The 24739-nt window shown below is 69.6% G+C and carries 20 protein-coding genes and 4 pseudogenes; 18 read left to right on the forward strand and 6 right to left on the reverse strand.

What is annotated here, in order from left to right; genetic code table 11:
* Positions 1 to 110 precede the first annotated feature (110 nt).
* The 10 genes and pseudogenes from ACN28I_RS42725 to ACN28I_RS42770 all read left to right on the forward strand — a co-directional run bounded on the left by ACN28I_RS42725 (position 111) and on the right by ACN28I_RS42770 (position 9789).
* Positions 111 to 332 carry a tetratricopeptide repeat protein gene (locus ACN28I_RS42725; RefSeq protein ID WP_420948824.1) on the forward strand — a complete coding sequence of 74 codons (222 nt, stop codon included), beginning with the start codon at positions 111 to 113 and terminating at the stop codon, positions 330 to 332.
* A 187-nt stretch (positions 333 to 519) separates the two neighbouring features.
* Positions 520 to 3210 (forward strand): response regulator, encoded by a 2691-nt coding sequence (locus ACN28I_RS42730; protein ID WP_420947627.1) that lies wholly within the window; start codon positions 520 to 522, stop codon positions 3208 to 3210.
* 35 nt (positions 3211 to 3245) lie between these two features.
* A complete protein-coding gene (gene tsaD / locus ACN28I_RS42735) occupies positions 3246 to 4244 on the forward strand; it encodes a tRNA (adenosine(37)-N6)-threonylcarbamoyltransferase complex transferase subunit TsaD (protein ID WP_375766988.1) in 999 nt (332 codons plus the stop codon).
* Between the two features lie 18 nt (positions 4245 to 4262).
* Positions 4263 to 5093, forward strand: coding sequence for a 16S rRNA (adenine(1518)-N(6)/adenine(1519)-N(6))-dimethyltransferase RsmA (rsmA, locus tag ACN28I_RS42740; RefSeq protein ID WP_420947628.1), 831 nt, complete (start codon positions 4263 to 4265; stop codon positions 5091 to 5093).
* Positions 5094 to 5153: 60 nt separating this feature from the next.
* The gene (locus tag ACN28I_RS42745) at positions 5154 to 5552 is read left to right on the forward strand and encodes a hypothetical protein (protein ID WP_420947629.1); all 399 of its coding nucleotides are present in this window, start codon (positions 5154 to 5156) and stop codon (positions 5550 to 5552) included.
* A gap of 499 nt (positions 5553 to 6051) precedes the next feature.
* Positions 6052 to 6697 (forward strand): annotated as a pseudogene (locus ACN28I_RS42750) (deoxynucleoside kinase).
* A gap of 165 nt (positions 6698 to 6862) precedes the next feature.
* Positions 6863 to 7741, forward strand: a pseudogene (gene panB, locus ACN28I_RS42755) (3-methyl-2-oxobutanoate hydroxymethyltransferase); the annotation flags it as partial.
* A gap of 25 nt (positions 7742 to 7766) precedes the next feature.
* Entirely contained in the window at positions 7767 to 8621 is an 855-nt protein-coding gene (gene panC, locus ACN28I_RS42760; RefSeq protein ID WP_420947630.1) for a pantoate--beta-alanine ligase, read from the forward strand.
* A gap of 13 nt (positions 8622 to 8634) precedes the next feature.
* A complete protein-coding gene (smpB, locus tag ACN28I_RS42765) occupies positions 8635 to 9120 on the forward strand; it encodes an SsrA-binding protein SmpB (protein WP_420947631.1) in 486 nt (161 codons plus the stop codon).
* A gap of 30 nt (positions 9121 to 9150) precedes the next feature.
* Positions 9151 to 9789 (forward strand): ClpXP protease specificity-enhancing factor SspB, encoded by a 639-nt coding sequence (locus ACN28I_RS42770; protein ID WP_420947632.1) that lies wholly within the window; start codon positions 9151 to 9153, stop codon positions 9787 to 9789.
* A gap of 19 nt (positions 9790 to 9808) precedes the next feature.
* Here the strand turns inward: ACN28I_RS42770 and ACN28I_RS42775 are convergent, their stop codons facing one another.
* The 6 genes from ACN28I_RS42775 to ACN28I_RS42800 all read right to left on the reverse strand — a co-directional run bounded on the left by ACN28I_RS42775 (position 9809) and on the right by ACN28I_RS42800 (position 15919).
* Positions 9809 to 11533, reverse strand: coding sequence for a protein kinase domain-containing protein (locus ACN28I_RS42775; RefSeq protein ID WP_420947633.1), 1725 nt, complete (start codon positions 11531 to 11533; stop codon positions 9809 to 9811).
* Positions 11534 to 11549: 16 nt separating this feature from the next.
* Positions 11550 to 11888, reverse strand: a complete 339-nt coding sequence (locus ACN28I_RS42780; RefSeq protein ID WP_420947634.1) for a DUF971 domain-containing protein — start codon at positions 11886 to 11888, stop codon at positions 11550 to 11552.
* Between the two features lie 81 nt (positions 11889 to 11969).
* Complete coding sequence (locus ACN28I_RS42785; protein WP_420947635.1) at positions 11970 to 13670, reverse strand: HD domain-containing phosphohydrolase; 1701 nt, start codon at positions 13668 to 13670, stop codon at positions 11970 to 11972.
* 18 nt (positions 13671 to 13688) lie between these two features.
* Entirely contained in the window at positions 13689 to 14468 is a 780-nt protein-coding gene (locus ACN28I_RS42790) for a LysM peptidoglycan-binding domain-containing protein (protein ID WP_420947636.1), read from the reverse strand.
* 105 nt (positions 14469 to 14573) lie between these two features.
* A complete protein-coding gene (locus ACN28I_RS42795; protein WP_420948825.1) occupies positions 14574 to 15020 on the reverse strand; it encodes a FecR domain-containing protein in 447 nt (148 codons plus the stop codon).
* 95 nt (positions 15021 to 15115) lie between these two features.
* Positions 15116 to 15919: a carbon-nitrogen hydrolase family protein gene (locus tag ACN28I_RS42800; RefSeq protein ID WP_420947637.1), complete on the reverse strand. Its 804-nt coding sequence runs from the start codon at positions 15917 to 15919 to the stop codon at positions 15116 to 15118.
* 215 nt (positions 15920 to 16134) lie between these two features.
* Between ACN28I_RS42800 and rimP the strand changes: the two are divergent.
* From rimP to rpsO, 8 genes and pseudogenes are all read left to right on the forward strand, one after another.
* Positions 16135 to 16618: pseudogene (gene rimP, locus ACN28I_RS42805) on the forward strand (ribosome maturation factor RimP).
* A 60-nt stretch (positions 16619 to 16678) separates the two neighbouring features.
* A pseudogene (nusA, locus tag ACN28I_RS42810) lies at positions 16679 to 18362 on the forward strand (transcription termination factor NusA).
* A 46-nt stretch (positions 18363 to 18408) separates the two neighbouring features.
* Positions 18409 to 18750, forward strand: a complete 342-nt coding sequence (locus ACN28I_RS42815) for a YlxR family protein (protein ID WP_420947638.1) — start codon at positions 18409 to 18411, stop codon at positions 18748 to 18750.
* Between the two features lie 71 nt (positions 18751 to 18821).
* The gene (infB, locus tag ACN28I_RS42820) at positions 18822 to 22124 is read left to right on the forward strand and encodes a translation initiation factor IF-2 (protein WP_420947639.1); all 3303 of its coding nucleotides are present in this window, start codon (positions 18822 to 18824) and stop codon (positions 22122 to 22124) included.
* Between the two features lie 88 nt (positions 22125 to 22212).
* On the forward strand, positions 22213 to 22824 hold the full coding sequence (locus ACN28I_RS42825; protein WP_420947640.1) for a DUF503 domain-containing protein: 612 nt from the start codon (positions 22213 to 22215) through the stop codon (positions 22822 to 22824).
* The gene (gene rbfA, locus ACN28I_RS42830; protein WP_420947641.1) at positions 22821 to 23180 is read left to right on the forward strand and encodes a 30S ribosome-binding factor RbfA; all 360 of its coding nucleotides are present in this window, start codon (positions 22821 to 22823) and stop codon (positions 23178 to 23180) included. The genes ACN28I_RS42825 and rbfA overlap by 4 nt, the downstream gene beginning before the upstream one ends.
* A gap of 35 nt (positions 23181 to 23215) precedes the next feature.
* The gene (truB, locus tag ACN28I_RS42835) at positions 23216 to 24085 is read left to right on the forward strand and encodes a tRNA pseudouridine(55) synthase TruB (RefSeq protein ID WP_420947642.1); all 870 of its coding nucleotides are present in this window, start codon (positions 23216 to 23218) and stop codon (positions 24083 to 24085) included.
* Between the two features lie 225 nt (positions 24086 to 24310).
* Positions 24311 to 24583 carry a 30S ribosomal protein S15 gene (gene rpsO / locus ACN28I_RS42840; protein WP_420947643.1) on the forward strand — a complete coding sequence of 91 codons (273 nt, stop codon included), beginning with the start codon at positions 24311 to 24313 and terminating at the stop codon, positions 24581 to 24583.
* Positions 24584 to 24739: the final 156 nt, after the last annotated feature.

Here is a 24739-nt window from a genome sequence, read left to right on the forward strand (position 1 = left end):
TCGAGCGCGCCTACAACGCCGATCCCAAGGCGGTGTACCTGGCCGCCCGGGCGTGGGCCATCTACATGGACCCGCAGCGCAAGGCGGACATCCCCAAGACGAAGCAGATGATGGCCGAGGCGCTCAAGCTGGACCCCAACTGTGACCGGGCCCACTACCAGCTCGGGGTGATCGCACGGGTCGAAAACGACGTGGCCCGTGCCGAGCGTCACTTCCGCGAGGCGGTACGCGCCAACCCCAAGCACCTCGAGGCTAACCAGGAGCTGCGCCTCATCGAGATGCGCAAGAAGAATCCACCTCCTCCCACCAAGAAGGGCGGGTTGTTCGGCTAGGGGAGCGGGCTTTCCCTGGAATCACGCCCGCCTGGCCGGGCTCCGGGCAGGGGTCCCGTAGGCCCGGGAAGGGTGCCCGGCTCCCCGGACGCCAGACGAGGACCCTGTCCCCTCCGCCATTGACACGCCTGGAGAGCGGGCGTGATCATCCGCACTCTTCTCCGCGCGCAGCGAAAGGCATTCGAACGTGGCCAAGCAGCACCTGCTCCTGGTCGATGGTGACCCGAAGAGTCTCCGTGTGATGGAGGTCAGCCTGAAGAAGGCCGGCTTCTCCGTGACCACGGCTATCCACGGCAAGGACGCGCTCGAGAAGGTGCAGATCAGCCCGCCGGACCTCGTGCTCGCCGACACGAAGATGCCGGAGATGGACGGCTTCGAGCTGTGCAAGACGCTCAAGTCGGACGAGCGCTTCAAGCACATCCCCTACGTCTTCCTCACCAACCAGAAGGCGGTCGAGGCGAAGGTGAAGGGGCTGGAGCTCGGGGGCGACGACTACCTAACCAAGCCCATCTACATCAAAGAGATCGTCACCCGCGTGACGATGATCCTCCAGAAGGCGGACAAGGAGAAGATCGAGCGGCGGGAGACGACCAAGGGCGGGTTCGCCGGCAACCTGGCCGACATGGGCGTGGTGGACCTGGTCCAGACGTTCGAGATCGGCCGCAAGACGGGCAACATCTCCATCAAGGGCGAGCGCGTCGCCACCATCTACTTCAAGGAAGGCCGAGTCATCGACGCGGAGATGGGGCGGCTCAAGGGCGAGAACGCCTTCTACCGGCTGCTCAACGCCACCGAGGGCGAGTTCGAGGTGCAGTTCACCGCGCTCGACCGGCCCGAGCGCATCGAGGTCTCCACCCAGGGCCTGCTGATGGAGGGCATGCGCCGGCTGGACGAGTGGGGCCGCATGCTCGAGCAACTGCCTCCGCTGGAGACGGTGTTCGAGATCGACTACCACCAGCTCGCGGACCGGCTCTCGGAGATTCCGGACGAGGTCAACGGGCTGCTGCGCCTGTTCGACGGCAAGCGGAGCCTGAGCCGGGTGGTGGAGGACTCGGACTTCGATGACCTGGCGGCGCTGGGCATCATCAGCAAGCTGTACTTCGAGGGCCTGATCCGCGAGCTGGGCAGTGTCTCGCAGGAGCCCGTGCAGAGCGGCAAGCCCGGCATCGAGGAGTGGCTGCACAACGCGCCGGCGCCGAGCGCCCCGGCCGAGCCCGCTCCGGAGCCGGTCGTTCCCGCGGTGGCGCTCGCGCCCGTGCCCGAGGTGGCTCAGGTGGTGGCGCAGCCCGTGCAGCCCGAGGTGGCTCCGGTGGAGCTGGCCGTGGAGCTGCCCCTGGAGTCCGTGGTCGAGCCGGAGCCGCTGGCGCCCGCGCAGGCCGCGGCCCCGTCCGACGAGGACCGGCAGCCGCAGCTCGCCAACGTCGTCGTCTTCGAGTCGAGGAAGCGCCAGGCGAACGTTCCCGAGACGGACATCATCGCGCCTCCGCGTTCGGCCGAGGGCTCGTCGTTCCTCGTGGAGCCGGCGCCGGCCCACCGCGCCAAGGAGCTGGAGCGGCGCAGCCTGCTGCTCGACTGGAGCCGGGTGGACGTGGATGGCATCGGCTCGGCGGGGGCAGGGGGTTGGGGTCCGGGCTGGTCTCCGGCGCCCCGTGCCTCGACGACTCCCAGCGCACCGGCCTCCACGCCCGTGTCCCCGTCGCCGGCCGTACCTCCGGCTCCGGTGGTGGATACGTCGGCCTCGCGTGGCCCCATCTTTGGAGGGGCCGCCGTGGCCCCGAATCCGGTGCCGCCGGTGCCTCCTCCGGAGCCCGCGACTCCGGCCGAGGAGGTGACGCTGGTGTCGGGTTCGAAGCCCGCCGCTGTCGAGAAGCCCGCGGAGACGCCAGTGGAAAAGCCGGTGGAGAAGCCGGCCGAGAAGCCCCAGCAGCTCGCGCTGCCGCCGTACCCGGGCCATGGTGCGCCCGCGCCCGCCGCGTCCTCCGAGCCCGCCGCGTCCAAGCCCGAGCCCAAGCCGGAGCCCACGCCGCAGGCCAGCAAGCCCGCGGAGGAGCCCAAGCCGCGGCCGGTGTCGACTCCCCGCCCCACGCAGTCCAAGGGGCCGGCGGCCGGAGTGCAGAGCGCGCAGCAGCCGAAGCCGAACCGGACTGGCCTCATCGTCGGAGGCGTCGTGGCGATCGCCATGGCCGCCGCGGTGGTGGTGTTCACCCAGTCGGGTGGCTCGGACAAGCCCACGCCCGTGCCGGAGCCGAAGTCCGCGCCCACCGAGCAGGTGAAGGCCCCGGAGCCCGAGAACAAGGCCCCCGAGGCGAAGGCTCCGGAGACGAAGCCGCCCGAGACGAAGCCGGAGACGCCGGAGCAGCCCGCCACCGCGGCCCAGACGGCCGTGCCCGACGCGGGGACTCCTCCCAAGGCCACCGAGCCGCCGGCCGTGGCCGCGAATGGCACGCCGCCCGCCGGGGATGACGGCAAGGACGACGAGCCGGAGCAGCCCGAGGCGCAGCAGCTCAGCCCCGAGGCCCAGTACGCCGAGCTGACGCGCCGGGCGAAGAAGCTCATGTCGGGCGGGCGCTACAAGACGGCGGCCTTCGTGTACCGCAAGGCGCTCAACCTCAAGCCGGACTCGGACGAGGCGAAGGCGGGCCTGGGCATCTCCCTGGTGCGCAGCGACTCGAGCTACCGCGAGGCCGTCAAGCTGCTGGAAGACGCGCTGAAGGACCAGCCGAACAACGCCCACGCCTGGCTGTGCCTCGGCATGGGCCGGCAGATGGTCCAGCAGGACAAGAAGGCAATCGACGCCTACAAGCGCTATCTCTCGTTGGAGCCCAACGGCCAGTACGCGAACGACGTGCGCGCCGCGCTCAAGTCGCTCGGACAGTAGGCGGAACGGCGGGCTCCTGGTAGAGAGGACGCCTTTTGCTCGTACTCGGAATCGAAACCTCCTGTGATGAGACCGCCGCCGCCCTCGTGGAGGACGGCCGGCGCGTGCTCTCCGATGTCGTCTCCACCCAGGTGGACATCCACCGGCGTTGGGGTGGGGTGGTGCCGGAGCTGGCCAGCCGCAACCACGTGGTGCAGGTCATGCCCGTGCTGCACGAGGCCCTCACCCGGGCCCACAAGACGCTCGACGACGTGGACCTCATCGCCGTCACCTCCGGGCCCGGCCTCATCGGCGCGCTCCTGGTGGGCGTGCAGGTGGCCAAGTCGCTGAGCCTCGCCACCGGCAAGCCCTTCGTCGGCGCCAACCACCTCGAGGGGCACCTGCTCGCCATCCGCCTGCTCGAGGACGCGCCGGAGCCTCCCTTCCTGGGGCTCGTCGTCTCCGGCGGCCACACCAGCCTCTACGAGGTGCAGGACTACGGCCGCTACCGGCTGGTGGGCAGCACCCGGGACGACGCCGCGGGCGAGGCCTACGACAAGACGGCGCGCATCCTCGGCCTGCCGTACCCGGGCGGGCTGCCCATCGATCAGCTCGCGCAGAAGGGGAACCCGGAGGCCATCCGTTTCCCTCGCGCGCTGCCCGGGGCGGAGAACTTCGACTGGTCCTTCTCCGGCCTGAAGACGGCGGTGGCGCAGCACGTGCGCAAGCACGGTGTCCCCGAGGGGCAGGCGCTGGCGGACCTGTGCGCCTCCTTCCAGGAAGCCGTGGCGGATGCGCTGTCGAAGAAGTTCGTCGCCGCGGCGCGCCGGCTGGGCCTGAAGAACCTGGTGGTGTGCGGGGGCGTGGCGGCCAACTCGCGGTTGCGCTCGTTGAGCCAGGAGCGCGCCGCGGAGCGGAATCTGAAGCTGTTCCTGCCGCCGGTGCGGCTGTGCACGGACAACGGCGCGATGATCGCCGTGGCCGGTTACGAGGCCTGGCGCCGGGGTCTGCGCGGGGACTTCAACCTGTCCGCCGACCCGGCCTGGCGCATGTGAAGGTGAAGGGAGCCGAGAGTGGATACGCCACGTGATATCCTCCAGCGCCACGGCCTGAGGGCCAAGCATAGCTGGGGGCAGAACTTCCTGGGGGACCCGGGCATCCTGGAGGCCATCGCCGACGCGCTGGAGCTGCGCGAGGGCGAGCCGGTCATCGAGCTGGGCCCGGGCCTGGGGCACCTGACGCGCTTTCTCGCCGCCACGGGGGCGCGCGTCACCGCGGTGGAGAAGGACCGGGACATGATCGCCGTCCTCGAGAAGGAGGCCATCCCCGGCGTGCGGGTGGTGGATGGCAACGCGGCCACGGTGGAGTTCGCCAAGGTGGCGGGCGTCCCCGAGGTGAAGGTCGCGGGCAACCTCCCGTACCACCTGACGAGCTCCATCCTCTTCCAGGTGCTGGAGCAGCGCGACCACGTGACGCGCGCCGTCTTCACGCTGCAGAAGGAAGTGGTGGACCGGCTCGCGGCCGAGCCGGGTGGGCGCGACTACGGCCTGCTCACCGCCATCCTGGGCCTCTACTTCATGTCGGAGAACCTCTTCGACATCGACGCCCACCGCTTCCATCCGCCGCCGAAGGTGGACTCGGCGGTGCTGCGGCTGATCCGCCGTCCCGCGCCGCTGGCGCCGGTGGTGGATGGCGCGCGCTTCATCCGCCTGGTGAAGGCGGGGTTCGCCCAGCGCCGCAAGACGCTCATCAACTCGCTCAAGTCGGACAAGTCGCTGGGCTCGCTGGAGCAGCTCCAGCAGGCGCTGCGGACGGCGGGCATTGATCCGACCCGGCGCGCGGAGACGCTCTCGTCCGTGGAGTTCGCCGCCATCGAGCGCGCGTTGGGGCCCGTCGCGAAGTAGCTCCAATTTGGCGTCCGGCCCGCTCCGGTGTTAACGAGAAGAGCGGCCCGGAGAGGACTGATGAAGCCCCTGCCACTGGAGGAGCTGGAGCCGGTGCTCAACCGCTTCGGCGTGGTGTACGCGGTGTTCGCCCGCCCCGATGGGGTGGTGTTGCTGCGTTGGGGTGACCCGAGCCCCATCCCCCTCCTCGAGGAGAAGACCTTCGTGGGGGCCACGCAGGACATGGCCCGCGTCTATCGCTCGCTGGAGCGCATGCTGCTGCCGCAGATGGACGTGCAGGGCGAGTACCTCGGCATCCGCTCGAAGGTGGGCGACAAGGTGGTGTACGCGCTCTTCTTCGAGACTCGCCGTTTCGAGGCGGCCACACCCGTGGAGCGGCTGCGCACCGAGTACGCCTTCTGCAAGTCCCTCGGAGGCGCGGTGGACGCGGCGCTCCAGCCCTGGGTGGCCTCGCGTTAGAGGCTCAGGGCCCGCCGCCGCCGTTGCCGCCGAGCACCTTGGCCAGCCCGCCCTGTTGCGACAACCACGCGCGGAACTCGTCCTCGGACAGCCGCATGCGGGCCAGCACGCCGCGGAGGATTTCCTCCGGGGTGCCGTCCTTGCGGCGCTTGAGCTTCCAGGGCCGTCTTGAGGAGGGCCACGCCGTAGAGCGGATCGGGCTCCAGCGCCTGGGTGGGAGCCTGGGCCGTCTCGGTGGACGTGGCCCGGCGTGGCTCCAACTCGATGACCGTCTTCGCCCGCTGCCGTCGATTCATCTCCCTCGGTCCCCGCGCGTCCGCCTCTCCCGCACCGCGCGTGCGTCCCTGGTAGTGGACGCTCATCGGCCCGTCAAGCGTGGCGAGTCTGGCGGGAGCGCGAACATTGCCCGGCTGCCACTCCCGTGCTCTATTCCGCGCCCCGTTCCGGCCGGGTTCCCCAGGCCGGAGCGCGTCTCGTGCAGTCGGAGGTCTCGAAGCGGATGGACAACCGCTACATCGTGGTCGAGGGGCCCATCGGCGTCGGTAAGACGAGTCTCTCCAACTTCGTGGCCGAGCGCTTCGGGGCCCGGCGCGTCTTCGAGAAATACGAGGAGAATCCCTTCCTCGCCCACTTCTACGAGGACCGGCAGAAGTACGCCTTCCAGACGCAGATCTTCTTCCTGCTCTCGCGCTTCCAGCAGCAGCAGGAAGCTCTTCCAGCCGGATCTGTTCAACTCGGTGACGGTGAGCGACTACCTGTTCGCCAAGGACCGCATCTTCGCGTGCCTGACGCTGGACTCGCACGAGCTGTCCCTCTACGAGCGCGTCTTCGAGGCCCTCACGCCCCGGGTGACGCGGCCGGATCTGGTCATCTTCCTGCAGGCCCGCCTGGACGTGCTGCTCCACCGCATCAAGAAGCGGGGCCGCGAGTTCGAGCGCCAGTTCGACGCCGGCTACCTGGAGGCGCTCGTCCACGCCTACAACGACTTCTTCTCCCGCTATACGGAGACGCCGCTGTTGGTGGTGGACACCTCGGACATCGACTTCGTCCACAACGAGAACGATCTCAAGGGGTTGATGGGGGCCATCGACGGGGCGCGGCAGGGGACCCACCACTACCAACCCAACAGCGCCAAGCGGCTTTGAGAGGGGCTCGGCTGCCTGCCTGCCCTGAAGAGAAGCCCCCGCGGCGCTCCCGAGGGCGTTAGAGTGTCACCGATGGCCGCTTCCGGCGATCCCCTCGGGGACGGTGAGAGGCGTCCATGCATGCACGGCAGGACGTTGAACCCCTATCCCCAGAGGAGGTGAACCGTGAAGGACAAGGTCACCATCCACACGCTGAAGCGCCTGAAGCAGAGCGGCCAGAAGATCTGCATGGTCACGGCCTACGACGCCACCTTCGCCCGCGTCTTCGATGAAGCCGGAGCGGACATACTGCTCGTGGGAGACTCGTTGGGCATGGTCGTGCAGGGGCATGACTCCACCCTCCCGGTCACGATGGACCAGATGGTGTACCACTCCGCCGCCGTCGTCCGTGGGACGAAGCGGGCGCTCGTGGTGGGGGACATGCCCTTCATGAGCTACCAGGTGTCGGTGGAGGAGGCGGTGCGCAATGCCGGCCGTCTGGTGGCGGAGGGCAGGGTGGGTGCGGTGAAGCTGGAGGGCGGCGCCGAGTTCGCCAACGTCATCTCCGCCATCAGCCGCGCGAGCATCCCCGTCATGGGCCACCTGGGCCTCACGCCGCAGTCGGTGCACAAGATGGGCGGCTACGTGGTGCAGGGCCGCGACGAGGACGCCGCTCAGAAGATTCTCGAGGACGCTCTCGCGTTGGAACGCGCGGGCTGCTTCTCGCTGGTGCTCGAGGGCGTGCCGCTGGAGCTGGCGCGTCAGGTGACGCAGCGGCTCTCCATCCCCACCATCGGCATTGGCGCGGGCAAGTACTGCGACGGCCAGGTGCTCGTCTGTTACGACCTGCTGGGGATGAACCCGGACTTCAAGCCCAAGTTCGTCAAGCGCTACGCCAACCTCTTCGGCTCCATGACGGAGGCCGCGGGCGCCTACTTCTCCGAGGTACGCGCGGGCACCTTCCCGGACGAGGAGCACTCCTTCAAGTCCAAGCCCATCCGCCTCGTGGCCTCCACGCCCGAGCCCGCGGACGCGCCCGCCGAGGGCGCCGAGAAGGTGGGCCCCATCTACGGAGCTTCCGGTCTAGCCCATGGCCCCGCTCGTCCTTCGTACCGTTGCCGAGACCGCCGCCTGGGCGGAGTCCCTTCGCCGCTCGGGCCGCCGCCTGGCGCTGGTTCCCACCATGGGCTTCCTGCACGAGGGCCACGTCTCGTTGATGCGCGAAGGACGCCGGCGGGCCGACGCCGTGGCGGCCTCCATCTTCGTCAACCCCACCCAGTTCGGTCCCAAGGAGGACCTGTCGCGCTACCCGCGGGACATGGAGGGGGACCTGGAGAAGTGCGCCAGCGCCGGAGTGGAGGCCGTCTTCGCCCCCGTTCCGGCGGAGGTGTACCCCCCGGGTTACCAGACGTATGTGGACGTGGAGCAGGTGAGCCAGGGCCTGTGCGGCGCGCGCCGGCCCGGCCACTTCCGCGGCGTGGCCACGGTGGTGACGAAGCTGCTGTGCCTCTTCAAGCCCCAGCTCGCCCTCTTCGGCGAGAAGGACTACCAGCAGCTCCAGGTCATCCGCGCCCTCGAGCGCGACCTGAACCTTGGGGTTGAAATCATCGGCATGCCCACCATCCGCGAGCCGGACGGGCTGGCGATGAGCTCGCGCAACGCCTACCTGTCCCCCGAGGACAGGCAGCGGGCGCTCGCCCTGTCGCGAGGTCTGGCGGCGGCCCAGGCGCTTTGCCGGAGCGGGACGCGCGAGACGGCGGCCCTGGTGGGCGCGGTGCGCCGTGAATTGGAGGCCGCGGGCCTTCGAGAGGATTATGTCGAGTTGGTGGACGCTACCTCGCTGACCCCGCTGCCGGCCGTGACACCAGGCCAGCCCGCGCGGCTGCTGGTGGCGGCCTTCGTTGGTTCCACACGGCTGATCGACAACCAGCCCATCGGAGGCTAGGGGACACGAGCGTATGGCGGCTGTAAAGGGCAAGGGCGGGACGGGCGAGTCCGGCATCAAGATCATCGCCGAGAACCGCAAGGCGCGCGCCGCCTACAGCGTGGACGAGAAGGTCGAAGCCGGCCTCTCGCTCTCGGGCAGCGAGGTGAAGGCGCTGAGGGCCGGGACGGCCAACCTCTCGGACGCCTACGCGCTGCCCAAGGGCAGTGAGCTTTATCTGCTCAATGCTCACATCGGCGGCTACAACCCCTCCAGCTTCTTCAGCCACGAGCCTCTGCGGGGCCGCAAGCTGTTGATGCACCGGGCGGAAATCGACCGGTGGATCACGAAGGTTCGGGAGCGAGGCTATTCCATCATCCCGCTCCTGCTGTATTTCAAGAACGGCCGGGCGAAGGTGGAGTTGGGGCTGTGCCGGGGCAAGACGCACGAGGACCGACGGCAGGACATCAAGGAACGGGAGACCAAGCGGGAGATGGACCGGGCGATGCGCCGTCGCTGAAACGCCCCCCTCGCCCGCTAGCGCACGTCGATGGACAAGAAGGGTCCTGAGAAGAAGGCGCGGCTATTGGCCGCACTCGACAAGGGCATGGTGATGATCCACCTGGACGCGCGCCGTCCGGGGGTCCTCGTGCCCACCTCGCTGCGCAATGAGTCCCACCTGCGCCTGAACCTGTCCTACCGGTTCGATCCACCGGATCTGACGGTGGGCGAGTGGGGCGTGCGTTGCACCCTGAGCTTCTCGGGGAGCCGCTTCAAGGTGGCGGTGCCGTGGTCGGCGCTCTTCGCCATCACGAGCCACCTGACGAAGGAATTCTGGATGTACCCGGACGACATGCCGGCCGAGCTCATCCAGCAGACGATGGTGACGTCCAAGGTGCCGGAGAGCGTGACGGAGCAATCGGCACCGGCGGTGGAGCGTCCGCGGGCCGTGCTGCGCGAGGTGGGGCGGCCGGAGGACGGGCCAGAGGAGGACGGGCCGGAGGACGAATCGCCCGAGCCTGTCGCGGCGGTTCCGGCGCCTGCTCCCACTCCGGCCCCGGTGCCGGTTCCGGCTCCAGTCCCGGTGTCGGCTCCGGCGCCCGTGCCGACTCCGAGCCCGGTCGAGGCCGAGGGACCCAAGGACGAGCCGCCCTCGCCGCGTCGAGGCCATCTGCGCCTGGTGAAGTGAGGGCGGGGCTTCCTCCGCCTCAGCGCTTGAGGCGGACGTGGAGATCCACCGGCTGGCCGCCGATGAAGGTGCCCTTCCAGGGCTTGTGGCCCTTGAGCGTGAGCTGCACGGGGACGTCCTGGCCGCTGGCGTAGGTGTTGTCGAGGACGATGGGCGTGGTGCCGATCTCCGTGCCGTCCACGATGACGGTGGCGCCCTCGGGCTGGCTATCGATGGCGAGCAGGGGCAGGGACTGCTTGGGCCCCACCGAGTAGAACAGCCGGGTCAGGAAGGGCCGGAGGTAGGGGTAGCCCACCACGGCGATGCCGCCCAGCAGCAGCAGCGTGGCCAGGGTGGTCGCCACGCGTGCCCACGGGAAGCGGGCCTTGGGCGGCTCGTACACCGTCTCCTTCTTCGGGGCGCGCTCGGCCAGCTCCAGCTCGTCTTCCCGCATGTCCAGCACGGAGCGCCGCGGAGCGGACGCGGCACCCTGGGGCGCGGAGACGTCCTCGGCGAGGGAGGAGAGCTGCGGGGACAGCTCCCGGGCGCAGCGGTCGCACGGAGCGTGGGCCGAGGCGAGGGGCCTGTTGCAGCGGGCGCAGCGGGACTCCCGGGCCCGGGGGGCCGCGGCGGCGGGTGTGGCGGCGGGAGCCGGGGCGGTGGGGACGACGAGCCGGCCACTCATGCTGAGCACGGGTCCTCCGGGCACCTCCTCGTGCTCGAGGTTCTCCTCCATGGGCTGCAGCTCGAAGGAGGGGGGATTCACGGCCCGGGTGGACAGGGAGGGGCGGCGGACGGTGGGCGTCATGGACTGCGGCGACGCGTCGTCGGACTCCGAGGCCTGCACCCGCTCGACGAGGGTGAGGGGCGGGGTGAGGCTGGAGATGAACGTGGCGAGGGACTGGGAGGTGGCGGGCTCACCGGCCTGGGCCAGGTAGCGGGCCAGCGCCTCGGCCATGTCCTCGGGCCGGGGGAAACGGGCCTCGGGGGCCTTGGCCATGGCGCGCACCACCACCGCGGCCAGCGGCGCGGGCACGTCCGTGAGCGGCGGGGGCTCCTGCTGGGTGATGGCGAGGGCGAAGGCCATCGGGTCCCCCGCGCCATCTCCGAAGGGGTGGCGTCCGGCGAGCAGCTCGTAGAGGACGATGCCGAGCCCGAACTGATCGCTCAGGGCGTTGGCGGGCTCGCCGCGCAGTGTCTCGGGCGCGGCATAGGGAAGCTTGCCCTTGAAGGTGCCGGGCTGGGTGCCCATGGACATGCCCTCGAGGCGGGCGATGCCGAAGTCCGTCACCTTCACCTCGCCCTCGCGGGAGATGAGGATGTTGGAGGGCGAGACATCCCGGTGGGCGGTGAGCACGGGACGGCCGTTGTGCAGGCGGCGGTAGGCGTGGATGAGGCCGGCGAGCACCTGGGAGCCGATGAGGGCCACGAGGTGGGGAGGGAAGCGCTGGCCGCGGCGGTGGGCGTGGCGCAGCAGCACGCCCAGGTCCCAGCCGTCCACCAGCTCCATCACCAGGAAGAGCCCTTCCGCGCTGCTGCCCACGTCGTAGACGCTGGCGATGTTCTGGTGCTGCAGGTGGGTGGCCAGCCGGGCCTCGGCGAGGAACATCTGCGCGAGGGTGGGCTCGCTCGCGAGGTGCGGCAGCATGCGCTTGATGGCCACGGACTTCTCGAAGCCCTCCGCGCCGCGCACCACGCCGAGGAACAGCTCCGCCATGCCTCCCATGGCGAGCGGACGCACCAGACGGTAGCGGGACTCGTTCACGCGTTGCTCCATGGGCTCAGCCCTGCGCCTGGGTGATCTCGCGCAGCAGCTTCCAGGGGTAGATGCCGGTGCCGTGGCCGTCGCTGAAGACGAAGGTGAGGGCGTAGTTGCCCACCGGTTGCAGTTGGGTGATGCGCACGTCCGCGGGCACCCGGGCCGGGTCCAGCGTGCGCTTGTTGGTCCACTCGTCCACGCACCCGGCGCACGGGCACTGCTGGCGCAGCAGCTGCGCGGTGGCGTCCGTCCTCACGCCATCCTCCCAGACGAGGCTCAACCGGGTGTTGTCCGGCGACAGCGTCACCTCGGTGGCGGAGACGGGGCGCTCGGTGGGCTTGATTCGATCCCAGAAACTCAAGGGGTTCCCCTTTCAGGGCCAGAACATCGCTGGGCCCTGCTTACCATCCGGCGCGCCGCAGGGGGAGAACCCTGGGGGGCCTCACGAGGCGAGCTTCACGGGAAGCCGGTGGCCCTCGACGCGCACACCCTTCTTCTCCAACACCCGGCGCAGGGCGGACACCACGGCCGGGTCGAGCTGCTTGCCACTGAGGTTCTCGAGGATCTCCATCGCCTTCTCCAGGGGCATGGCCTTCTGGTAGGGGCGGGTGGAGGTGCAGGCGTCGAAGGTGTCCGCGCAGGCCACGATGCGGGCCAGCAGGGGGATGTCCTCGCCGGCGAGCTTGTCCGGGTAGCCGGTGCCATCCCAGCGCTCATGGTGGCTGCGCACGCAGGAGCGCATGGCCTGCAGGAAGCTGATGGGCTTGATGATGGTGTCGCCGATGGCCGGGTGCTCGCGCATGATGGTCATCTCCTCGTCCGTCAGCCGCGACTGCTTGCAGAGGATGGACTCGACGATGCCAATCTTGCCGATGTCGTGGAGGATGCCGCCGAACTGGAGCTGCTTGAGCTCGCGCTCGGAGAGGGCCATCTCCCGGCCGATCTCCACCGCCACGTCGCCCACGCGCTGGCTGTGGCCGCGGGTGTAGGAGTCCTTGGAGTCGATGGAGTTGGCCAGGGCGACGATGGTTTCCAGGTAGCCCTGCTCGAGGCTCTCGTAGAGGCCGCGGTTCTCGTGGTCGTACGCGAGCAGCTGCTTGCTCATGTAGTTGAACGTCCGGGCCAGCTCGCCGAGCTCGTTCTTCTGGGGGACGTTGACCTCGAGGCCGAACTTGCCCTGGGCGAGCTGGAGGGCGCCCTGGGTGAAGCCCTTGAGGGGGCGGGTGACGCTGCGCGAGAAGAAGGCGGCGAGCGCGAGGGCCACCACGGTGGCGGCCAGCACGGTGAGCAGCAGCCGCCGCTCCATGGTCTCCACCTGCTTGTAGGCGAGCGCCACGGGCTGCTCGGAGACGATGGCCCAGTGGGGATCGGCCAGGGTGGCGTAGGCGGCGACGACGGCCTCGTCGCCCTCGGAGAAGTTGCCCACGTGGAGGATGTCCGTGTCCGGGGAGCGCGCCACGCCCTTGAGCAGGTGCGCCACCACGGGCCGCTGGGAGACGTCCTGGCCGGTCACCAGCCCGCCGCCGCCGGCGAGCACGTGGCCCTGGGCGTCGGAGAGGTAGACGAAGCCGGTGCTGCCCACGCGCTCCTGGGCGAGCATGGTCTGCAGCTCCGCCAGGGTCACGTCCGCGGCGATGTAGCCCTTGACGGGCTCGCCCACGGGGAAGGCGAACGTCACCACGGCCTCGCCGGTGGGGCGCCACACCACGTCCGCGTAGCGCAGGCCGGCGAGCCCCTCCAGCAGGGCCACCGCGCGCGACTCGTGCTCGGCCAGCGCGGTGGGGGGCACGTCACTGACGGCGAAGGCCTGCAGCCCCGGCAGCCGCTTGCCATCGGGCCCGAAGAGGGTGATGGCCTGCACCTCGCGGCTCTGGTTGAGCACCGCGCGCAGGTACGTCTGCTGCTGTTCCAGCGTGAGGGTGAAGAAGTTGGGCACGCGCGCCATGCCCATCACCGCGCGCGTGGGCTCGGCGAGGAAGCCCTCCACCTTCAGCTTGAGCTGTTTGACACGCTCCTGCGTGAGCTCCTGCGCGTCGCGCACCAGCAGCTCGCGCGTGTCGGACACGGACAGCAGGCCCACCATCACCGTGGGCACCAGGCTGGCCACCAGCATCAACAAGAGGATGGTCTTGAAGAGCCGCATGGGAACGCGCCTCCCGCGCTACTGCCACTTCGAGGGCTGCACCTGCAGGTTGATGGGCTTGGCTGGCGCTTCCGCCACCTCGAAACCCTGCTCGGCCGAGGCCTCGGAACGGGACTCGCGGGCCACCGCGCGCACGCTCCAGCGGTAGGCACCCGCGGCCAGCGACACCTTGAGCTGGTGGGTGTTGGCCGGCAGCGTGCGCTTCTCCCCTCGCACGGGCACCAGCTCCACCTCGTAGCCCTCGGCACCCTCCACCGGCTTCCAGGCGAGGGTGACGGGGCTGGCGCCGCCCTTGGCGGGCTGCACGGTCAACTTCGACTTGTTGGCGGGTTGGGTGGGGAGGGGCGCGCCCAGCGGAGCCCGGGGGGCGGACGGGGGCTGGCCCTTCACCACGCGCACGCTCTCGCCGGCGGAGACCGGGTGGGTGACGCCCTCGGCCTCCACGCGCACCGGCTGGCCGGACCTGGACTCCACGGTGGTGGTGCCCTTGGCATCCACGGCCACGGAGAAGGTGGTGGGCTGCGCCGTCGTCGCCGCCACCAGCTTCCAGGCCTCATCGGCCGCCTTGGCGGCGGCGTCATAACGCGCGCCCTGGAAGTGGACCTCGGCCTCCTTCAGCTTGGCCGCGGATTCCTTGCGTTGGGCCGCATTGGCGTCCGCCTGGGCCAGCGCGTTGCGCGCCGTCGTCAGCGACCGCTGGGCGATCGCGCGGTCCGGCCCGGGCAGTTTCAGCTTCGTGCCCGGCGCGACCGCGTTGTCCTTCAATCCATTGAGCGCCTTGAGCTGCACTGGCGCCACCACGGTCTCCCAGCGTGCGCTGGGCCACCTCGGCGAGTGACTCTCCATCGCGCACCACCACTTCGGTGGGCGCCAGCATCAACAGGGCGAGCAGGAAGGAACTCTTCATTGGAACACGATCTCCCTTCCGGCCCGGACGGTGGCCGCTGGTGTGGTGACCGACAGTGACTGGCGTGCCGGATCTTCCATCTCGGCGTCCACCCGGCCGCGGAGAACCGTCAGGTCCGTGCGCTCCTGTCCGGGCCTGGGCCGCGTCTCCGCGATGCCGATCAGCGCGTCGTCGCCCAGGTTCACGATGCTGCCGTTGGCGAAGACGATCTGCGCTCCCGCGCCTGCCACGGTTCTCACCTTGTCGTTCTCGAAGAGGGGCATGCCCTCCTGGGCGGGGAGCCACTCGTCCCCCGCCGCGCGTTTGACCTTCACATCCCCTTGAAGCCCCTTGAGCTGGGCGCGGCGCACCGGAGGCGGCGCGGCCGGCGCATGCACCGGGGCCACGGGCTTCTCGTCGGCGGGGCAACCCACCGAGACGGACCCGAGGAGGACGAACACCATATAGGACCAGCGACTTTTCACGAGAGGTTCCGGTCCTCAGTGTACCGGGGAATGGACCCGGTACCCAGGGGCCCGGTCACAAGTGCTCGGCTGGTTCAGTCCAGTCGTCGATGTTGCAGGCAGGGCAGATTCTTGCGGATGCGGGCGAGCAGCTCCGGGTCCACCGGTGCCACGGCGAGTCCCTCGCCCTCGGAGGCCCGGGCCGTCACCAGTCCCCAGGGGTCCACCACCATGGCATGTCCCCAGGTGACGCGCTGGGGCGAGTGCCGCCCGCCCTGGGCCGGGGCGAAGAGGTAGCACTGGTTCTCGATGGCGCGTGCGCGCAGCAGCACCTCCCAGTGGTCCTTGCCCGTCATCAGGGTGAAGGCCGCCGGCACCGCCAGCAGGGTGGCGCCGTCCTTCGCCAGGCGGCGGTACAGCTCGGGGAAGCGCAGGTCGTAACAGATGGAGAGGCCCAGCCGGCCCGCCTCCGTGTCCGCCACCACCACCTGGCTGCCCGGGGCCACCGCCTCGGACTCGCGGTAGGGCGTGCCGTCGCCCACGTCCACGTCGAAGAGGTGCATCTTCCGGTACACGGCCAGCCGGGCGCCGTCCGGCCCGAAGAGCACGGTGGTGTTGTAGAGGCGGCCGCCCGGGGCACCCGTCTCCAGGATGGAGCCGGCCAGCAGTGTCACCTTCCGCTCGCGCGCCAGCTCGGCCATGCGCGAGAGCGTGGGGCCCTCCAGCGTCTCGGCGGCGCCCTGGCGCTCGGCTTCCGGGCCCATCCAGCTGAAGTTCTCGGGCAGACCCATCAGGCGGACGCCCAGGCCGGCCGCACGCCGGACGAGCCGGGTGGCCGAGTCGAGGTTGTGGGCCTTGTCCGCGGTGGACACCATCTGGGCTGCGGCGATGAGGTGCATGGGGGCGTTATAACCGGTCCCCGTCCACGGAAACCCCGGGAATCCCTACCCCTGGGGGGACTGTTGGATGTCAGGACAAGGGGTGCGTCATCCTTTACACCCCGAGGTGGCGTGTGCTACGGACGCCGCCGACATTTTTCGACGCAGTTCTTCGAAAAGTGGGCCGTCGCGCCCGCTTTTTGTGTTTTTGGAGTCCGGAGTTTTCGAAGCGGCCTATGGCGGAGAACATCAAGCAAACGGTGGAGGCAAGGGCACAGGAAGTGCTTGAGCCCATCGTTGCGGGCGAGGGGCTGGAGGCTCCTCGAGGTGGAGTTCCTCCGCGAGCGCGAGGGCTGGATCCTGCGCCTGTTCATCGACAAGCCGGGTGGACGGGTGGGCCTGGACGAGTGCTCGCAGGTCTCGCGGGCGGTGGACACGGTGCTGGACGTGGAGGACATCGTTCCCCACGAGTACAACCTGGAGGTCTCCAGCCCCGGCGTGAACAGGCCCCTGAAGAAGCCCGTGCATTTCGAGCGGGTGAAGGGCCAGAAGATCAAGGTGAAGACCTTCGGGCCCCTCGGGGAGCCGCCGCGCAAGAACTTCACCGGGACGCTCACCGAGGTGGCGGCCGACGCCATCGCTGTGGACGTGGAAGGGGCGGGCAGCTTCCGCATCTCCTTCAAGGACATCGCCAAGGCCAATCTGGAGTTCGAGTTCTAGCAGTCCACATACAGGGTGCGCCCTCGCGCGGGCGCGCCCGTGGAACCTTTGGAGAAGATGATGCCCACGCCAGCCAACCCCAACATCAACCTCAACCTCGTCCTGGATCAGGTGGCCAAGGACAAGGGCATCGAGCGGAGCGTGCTCATCACCACGCTCGAGGACGCGATGACGACCGCGGCCAAGAAGCACTTTGGCCAGGAGCGCAACCTCGAGGCGAAGTACGACCCGGAGAAGGGCGTGGTGGAGCTCTTCCAGGCCATCACCGTGGTGGAGACCATCACCGACCCCATCCAGGCGGTGAACCAGATCTCCCTCGACGAGGCGCACAAGAAGGGCATGGAGGTGGAGCCGGGCGACGAGCTCGTGTTCCAGATCTTCTACCGTGACGAGGACGCGGCGGAGGCCAAGGCGCAGGACGATCAGTACGGGGACATCCTCCGGCTGAAGACGTTCCGCCGCGGCTTCGGACGCATCGCGGCCCAGACGGCCAAGCAGGTCATCCTCCAGCGCACCCGCGACGCCGAGCGCGAGAACGTCTTCAACGAGTACAAGGACCGGCGCAACGAGATCGTCACCGGCATCGCCCGGCGTTTCGAGCGCGGCAACATCGTCGTGGACCTGGGCCGTGCCGAGGCGGTGCTGCCGGTGCGCGAGCAGGTGCCCCGCGAGACGTACCGCGCCGGTGACCGGGTGCAGGCCTACGTGCTGGACGTGCTGCGCGAGTCCAAGGGCCCGCAGATCGTCCTCAGCCGCGCCTCCGTCAACCTGCTCACCAAGCTCTTCGAGATGGAGGTGCCGGAGATCGCCGAGGGCATCGTCGTCATCGAGGCCGCGGCGCGTGAGCCGGGCGGGCGCGCGAAGATCGCCGTGTCCAGCCGCGACTCGGACGTGGATCCGGTGGGCGCGTGCGTGGGCATGAAGGGCAGCCGCGTGCAGGCGGTGGTGCAGGAGCTGCGCGGCGAGAAGATCGACATCGTCCCCTACGACGAGGATCCGGCGCGCTTCGTGTGCGCGGCGCTGGCCCCGGCCGAGGTGAGCCGCGTCATCATCGACGAGGCCAACCACGCCATGGAGGCTCATCGTCCCGGATGACCAGTTGTCGCTGGCCATCGGCCGGCGCGGGCAGAACGTCCGCCTGGCCGCCCAGCTCACGGGTTGGAAGCTGGACATCAACAGCGAGAGCCGGGTTCGCGAGATGCGCGAGTTCGCCAACCGTTCGCTGGGCGCCCTTCCGGGTGTCAACGAGATGCTGGTCGAGACGCTCTACGCGCACGGTTTCCGTCAGGCCAAGGACATCGCCGAGGCCAATCCGGAGATGCTGGGCCAGATTCCGGGTATGGACCCGTCCCGGATTCCCGCCATGCAGGAAGAGGCGCGCAAGCAGATGTCGCTCGACGCGGCGGAACTGTCGCGCATGGAGCGGGAGCGCGAGCAGGCCCGCCAGGCCGAGGCGCGCCGTCATCCGGACGAGCTCAGTCAGACCGAGCGCCTGGCCCGCGTCAGGGGCATGGGCGAGAAGACCATCGAGCAGCTCGGCCTGGCCGGTTACAAGACGGTGGAGGAGCTCGCCAACGAGAAGGACCTGGCGAAGCTGGGCGACGTGCCGGGGGTTGGCATCAAGAAGGCCCGCCAGCTCAAGAGCGCGGCGGAGAACTATCTGGTGGAGGAGGCCAAGCTCCGGGCGGAGCTCAACGCCGAGCGCGGGGCCTCTTCTTCGGCCGCGCAGCCGGCGGGCGCTTAGGTTAGGGTCGGGGTAGGGTTGTAAGCTCGCTTGGTTGCCAGGGGGGATGCGCCTGAAGGCTCGTTCCGGTAGTAGAAGAAAAGAAGAACTCCCGGCGAACGCCGGACCGGTGCGAAGCTGCATCGGTTGCGGCGCCAGGCGGGTTCAGGAGGAGCTCACCCGGTTGGCGGTGGGCCCCGAGGGCGGGTTGGTGGTGGACAGGGCGAGGCGGCTCCCCGGTCGGGGGGCCTATCTCTGCGGTGCTGGGTGCCTGGCCGCGGCGGTGAAGCGGAAGGCCTTTGGCAGGGCCTTTCGGGGGAAGGCGGGGGCGGTTGACCCGTCGGCCCTGGGACAGGCGTTGGAGTCAGGCCCGGCACGGGGTGGAGCAGCCGGGGGGAGTGGGTGTTAGCACCACTCGCACACATTTTTGGATTAGGGTGCTGCGCCCGGTAGCCGGCGGAGCAAAAGGCCAAGCAACGTATGTCGAAGAAGCGCGTTCACGAAATTGCCAAAGAGCTCAAGGACCAGGGCGTCGAGCTCGACAACAAAGAGGTCGTGACCGAGCTCGTAGCGCTCGGCTACGACGTCAAGAGCCACTCGTCCTCGCTCGAGGACGATCAGGCCACCGCTGCCGTACAGAAGATCCTGGACAAGCGGAAGCCCAAGCAGGCCGCGGCGCCGGTGACGGCGAAGGGGTTCGTGGTGCGCCGCAAGGCCCCGACGAGCACGCCTTCGTCCTCCGACGCGGGCTATGAGGATACTCCGGCCGAGGGTCAGCGTTACGCCGAGCCGCCGGCCGCCGAGGCCCCGCGTGCCGCCGAGCCGCCGCCGGCCGTCGAGGCCCCCGTGGCCGAGGCGCCCCGGGCCGCCGCTCAGCCGCCCGACGCTCCGGAGACCCCGGCCGCCGCCGCTCCGCCCGCCGCCGAGGCGCCGCGGGCCGCTGCCACGCCCTCCGTTTCCGAGACTCCGGCCGCCGTCACGCCGGCCACTTCCGCCGAGGCACCCCGTGCCGAGGCCCAGCAGCCTGCTGCCGCCGCGGAGCCGTCGCGCCCCGCCACGCAGCCGTCGTCCCCCGCGGCCGCCACTGAGGCGCCCCGGGCCGCGGAGCCGCCCCGTGCGGCCACCCCGCCCCCGGCTGCCACCGCGCAGCCGTCATCCCCCGTCAAGGAGTCACCCAGCTTGTCTACCCGCCCGCCTTCGGCGGTTCCACCCACTGTCCGGACCCCCTCGGCCCATCCTTCTTCTGGTCCGCACCGGACCTCTTCGCCGGGTGGTCCCGGCATGGGAGGCCGTTCCGGCGGTCCCGGTGGTCCTGGTGGCCGTCCCGGTGGTCCCGGTGGTCCTGGTGGCCGTCCCGGTGGTCCCGGCGGTCCTGGTGGCCGTCCCGGTGGTCCGGGCGGTCCCGGTGGCCAGGGAGGCCGTCCGGGTGGTCCCGGCGGTCAGGGCCGTGGTGCCCCCAGCCAGTATCAGCGTGGCGGCCCCAGCCAGTACCAGCGCAGTGGCGGCATCCAGTCCACGGGTCCCGTGCGTCCCTCGACGCCGGGTGCCGCGGGTGGGCAGCCCGGCGCCGCTCCCGGTGCGACGGGCCAGCAGGTGATGGTGGGTGGAGTGCCCCACCAGCAGGTGTCGCAGGATCCGCGCTCGCAGCGCCCCACGGCCACCCAGGCCGTCGTCATCTCGCGCCCGCTCATCCAGGTGCGCCGCGTGACGCCCACCGGCGGTGCCGGCAAGCAGTACCCCATGGCGCCGGGCAAGAGCGCCATCGGCGAGAAGCGTGAGTTCAGGGTCATCCCGGACCACGCCGGCCGTGGCCGTGAGCTCGTCGACGTCTCCAAGGGCAAGGACAAGGAGAAGGCCGGCGGACGCAGCGCCAAGCGTGGCCCCGGTGGCGAGGGCGGCCCGTCCAAGCAGGAGATCTCCGACCTGGTGTGGGGCCGCGTCACCATCCCCATCCGTGGCAAGAAGAAGAAGCCCACGAAGAAGGGCGCCAAGACGCAGATCACCCAGATGGCCGAGGAGAAGAAGGTCATCAAGATCCAGGAGGGCATCTCCGTGTCCGACCTGGGCCAGCGCATGGGTGTGCGCACCAACGAGCTCATCAAGAAGCTGATGGGTCTGGGCAAGATGGCCACGGCCAACCAGATCATCGACGCGGAGACGACCGAGCTCATCGCCACCGACTACGGCTGGCGCGTGGAGAAGGCCGGCTTCGAGGTCGAGGACTTCCTGCCCGAGGTGGAGGCGCGTCCCGAGGACGAGCGCAACCGTCCGCCGGTCGTCACGGTCATGGGCCACGTCGACCACGGCAAGACGAGCCTGCTCGACGCCATCCGCGCCGCCAACGTGGCGGGCGGCGAGGCCGGTGGCATCACCCAGCACATCGGCGCCTACTCGGTGAAGACGTCGCGCGGTGACATCACCTTCCTGGATACCCCGGGCCACGAGGCCTTCACGTCCATGCGCGCCCGTGGCGCCAACGTGACGGACATCGTGGTGCTGGTGGTGGCCGCCGACGACGGCGTGATGCCGCAGACGATCGAGTCCATCAAGCAGGCCAAGGCCGCCGAGGTCCCCATCGTCGTCGCCATCGACAAGATGGACGTGCCGGGCGCCAACCCGGACCGCGTGAAGAAGGACCTGGCCACCTACGAGCTCACCCCCGAGGAGTGGGGCGGTGAGACCATCATGGTGCCGGTGTCCGCCAAGCAGAAGATGGGCATCGATCTGCTGCTGGAGAACATCGCGCTGCAGGCCGAGGTGCTGGAGCTCACGAGCAACCCGAGCCGTCCGGCGGTGGGCGCCATCATCGAGGCCAAGCTGGAGAAGGGCCGCGGTCCCGTGGCCACGGTGCTGGTGCAGGAGGGCACGCTCAAGGTGGGCGATGCCGTCGTCACCGGCACGCACTTCGGCCGCGTCCGCGCCATGAACAACAGCCGTGGCGAGGCCGTGAAGGAAGTCCTCCCGGGCTACTCCGCCGAGCTCATCGGCCTGTCGGGTGTGCCCACCGCGGGTGACACCCTCAACGCGGTGGCCGACGAGAAGGCGGCCAAGGAGATCGCCACCCACCGCGCCATGAAGGGCCGTGAGGCGGAGCTGGGCAAGCCCAGCACCCGCGAGACGCTCGAGCAGCTCTTCGCCAAGACCAAGGCGGGCGGTGGCGCCAAGGAACTGCGGCTCGTCATCAAGGCGGACGTGCAGGGCTCGGCCGAGGCCGTCAAGGAGGCCGTCCAGAAGCTGTCCCAGTCCACCCAGAAGGTCCGCGTGGAAGTCATCCACTCGGGCGTGGGCGCGATGACCGAGGGCGACGTGATGCGCGCGGCCGCTTCCAAGGGCATCGTGGTGGGCTTCAACGTCAAGCCCGAGTCCGGCACCGAGGCGGCTGCCAAGGCTCAGGAAGTGACGCTGCAGACCTACAGCATCATCTACGAGCTCATCGATGGTGTCCGGAAGGCCATGGAAGACCTCCTGGAGCCCATCCGCACCGAGCGCAAGCTGGGCCGGGCCAAGGTGCGCAACACCTTCAACGTACCGAAGCTGGGCACCATCGCCGGTGCGGCGGTGCTCGACGGTGTGATGAAGCGTGGCGCCTACGTCCGCCTGCTGCGTGACAGCAAGCAGCTGTTCGCCGGCCGTATGGCGTCGCTCCGCCGCTTCAAGGACGACGTGAAGGAAGTCTCCCAGGGCTTCGAGTGCGGTATCGGCATCGAGAACTACGCTGATCTCAAGCCCGGCGACATCATCGAGGCCTACGAGATCGAGGAGACGCGGCCGAGCCTGAGCTAGTTCCTCTCCGGCCGCTGTCTGTCACCACCGGAATGCGCCCGGTGGCCCGCCGTCCAGGCGAGGTCACCGGGTCGAGGTCCTGAGTGTCATGTTCGTCTGCGTCGCACGTCTGACCCTGCAGATTCCGGAGAGCGGTTCTCTCAAGGCCAAGCGGCAGGTGCTCCGCCGGGTCACGGAACGGGTGAAGGCCCGGTTCAACGTGGCCGTGGCCGAGGTGGATGACCAGGATCTCTGGCAGAAGGCCACGCTCGCGCTGGCGGTGGTGGGCAACGAGCGCCGCCACGTCGACGAGCAGATGGAGAAGATCATCCACTTCGTGGAGGAGATGTACGTCGCACCCCTCCTCTCGCGGCAGACGGAGATCATGGCCTTCGGCGATACGCTCTACACCCCCGGCCGGACGGCACCCGCCGGGCGGCGGGCGGCGGCGGAGGACGACGAGGAGCCGGAGGAAGTCGACGAGGACGGTGAGGAGGCGGGGCCGGAAGCGGACCTGGAAGAGCTCATCGCCGGCATGGGCCGTGGAGATCGCTCCATGGCCGAGGCCGAGGGGATGGCGGACTGGGAGCGTCGGCACCAGGGGCAGGAGAGCGGGCGTCCAGCCAAGGGGACGGACCGGCAGCCGGGGCCCATGTCCCTGGATGACGCCCGGGCCCGCGCCCGGAGCCTGCGCAACCCGAGGGATTGGGAGAAGAAATGAGCACCAGCAATCGGCCGGAGCGTGTGGGGCAGGAGATCCAGGCGGCCCTCGGGAGGATGCTCACCCGGGGCGAGCTGAAGGATCCACGCATCGGTTTCATCACCATCACCGGCGTGAAGGTGTCGCCGGACCTGAAGACAGCGCGCGTCTACTACTCGATGATGGGGACCGAGCAGGAGCGCAAGGACACCGAGAAGGGGCTCGAGGCGGCCAAGGGGTACATCCGCCGGGAGATCACCGAGGCGGTGAATTTGCGCGTGTCGCCCGAGGTTTTCTTCACCTTCGACGAGTCGTTGGAGCGGGGTGACCGCATCGAGCGGTTGCTGCGCGAGGTGAAGGACAAAGAGGGCTGGTAGCCGCGCACGGTGCGGTTGCCGGTAGAATCGGAAGCATGGACGGCGTCCTGGTCATCGATAAGCCCAAGGGGCCCACCTCGTTCGACGTGGTGCGGCAGGTCCGGGGTCTGCTCAGAGTGAAGAAGGTGGGCCATACCGGCACGCTGGACCCGATGGCCACGGGGGTGCTGCCCCTGTGCCTGGGCGAGGCGACCAAGGTGGCCGGCTTCATCACCGAGGGCGACAAGGCCTATGACGCCGTGGTGCGTCTGGGCGCGGAGACGGACACCCAGGACGCCGAGGGCAAGGTGGTGGCCGAGGCCCCCGTGCCCGCCCTCACCGCGGCCCTGCTGGAAGAGGTGCTGGGGCGCTTCCGTGGCTCCTTCGACCAGGTGCCGCCCATGTACTCGGCGGTGAAGGTGGGCGGGAAGCGGCTGTATGAGCTCGCCCGTGCTGGCGAGGAGGTGGAGCGCGCCAGCCGCCACGTCACCGTGTACGAGCTGGTGCTGCGCGACTTCAGCGCCAACCAGCTTCGTCTGTCGGTGCGCTGCTCCAAGGGCTTCTTCGTGCGCACGCTCGCCTATGACATAGGCCGGGCGCTGGGCTGCGGGGCCCACCTGGAGGCGCTGCGGCGCACCACCAGCGGCCCCTTTACCCTGGCTCAGGCCCTGCCGCTGGCGGACCTGGCCGAGCTGGCCCGGGAGCCCGAGGCCCTGGCCAGGCGGCTGGTGCCCATCTCCCAGGCCCTGACGGACCTGCCGGCGGTGCATGTGAGCGCGGCGGATGCCGTCCGGGTGTCCCACGGGGTGCCGGTGGAGGCTCCCGCCCATCCCGGCCGGGTGCGGGTGGTGGGCCCCTCGGACGCGCTGCTCGCCGTGGCCGAGGTGGTGCGCGGCCGCCTGCGTTACCTGCGGGTGCTCGTCTGACCCCTTGGAGCCCTGGAAAGCGCCCTGGAGACCCTCGTCCCGGGGCATTGGACTGTCCACTGGCCCGTTTCCAGGCAGTTGCCCGGGCGCTTCAGGTTGACCGCCCGCACGGGCGGTGTTTATAAGCCCCCGATTCGTTAGTAGGAGGAAGCCCGGTCTGTACCCCTCCGCGGACCGCGGCAACCGCAGTACCCACCCCCCGGAGCGGGAAGAAGAAGGAAGCACATGTCGGCACTGCATCAGGACCGCAAGGCAGAGGTTGTCGCGAAGTACCGCACCCACGAGACCGATACCGGCTCTCCCGAGGTGCAGGTGGCCCTGCTCTCCGAGCGCATCACCATGCTCACGGAGCACTTCAAGACGCACAAGAAGGACCACCACTCCCGCCGCGGTCTGCTGAAGCTGGTGGGTCAGCGTCGCCGTCTGCTCGACTACCTGAAGAGCAAGGACGCCAACCGCTACAAGAAGCTCATCGAGGGGCTCGGCATCCGCAAGTAGGCCCGTCGCAGTCCACCGGGGCGCTGGCATTCGTCAGCGCCCCGAGTCGTTAGAGACGTCACAACAGTCGCAGTTTCGAGAAAGAAGCGGGGCAGGGAGGAAGCAAGAGAGTGGTGTGGATGGAGGTTTTGGTTTCCGTTCGGACGGGCCGACCAG

The sequence above is a fragment of the Archangium gephyra genome (genome assembly GCF_049060025.1).
Lineage (GTDB): Bacteria > Myxococcota > Myxococcia > Myxococcales > Myxococcaceae > Archangium > Archangium gephyra_A.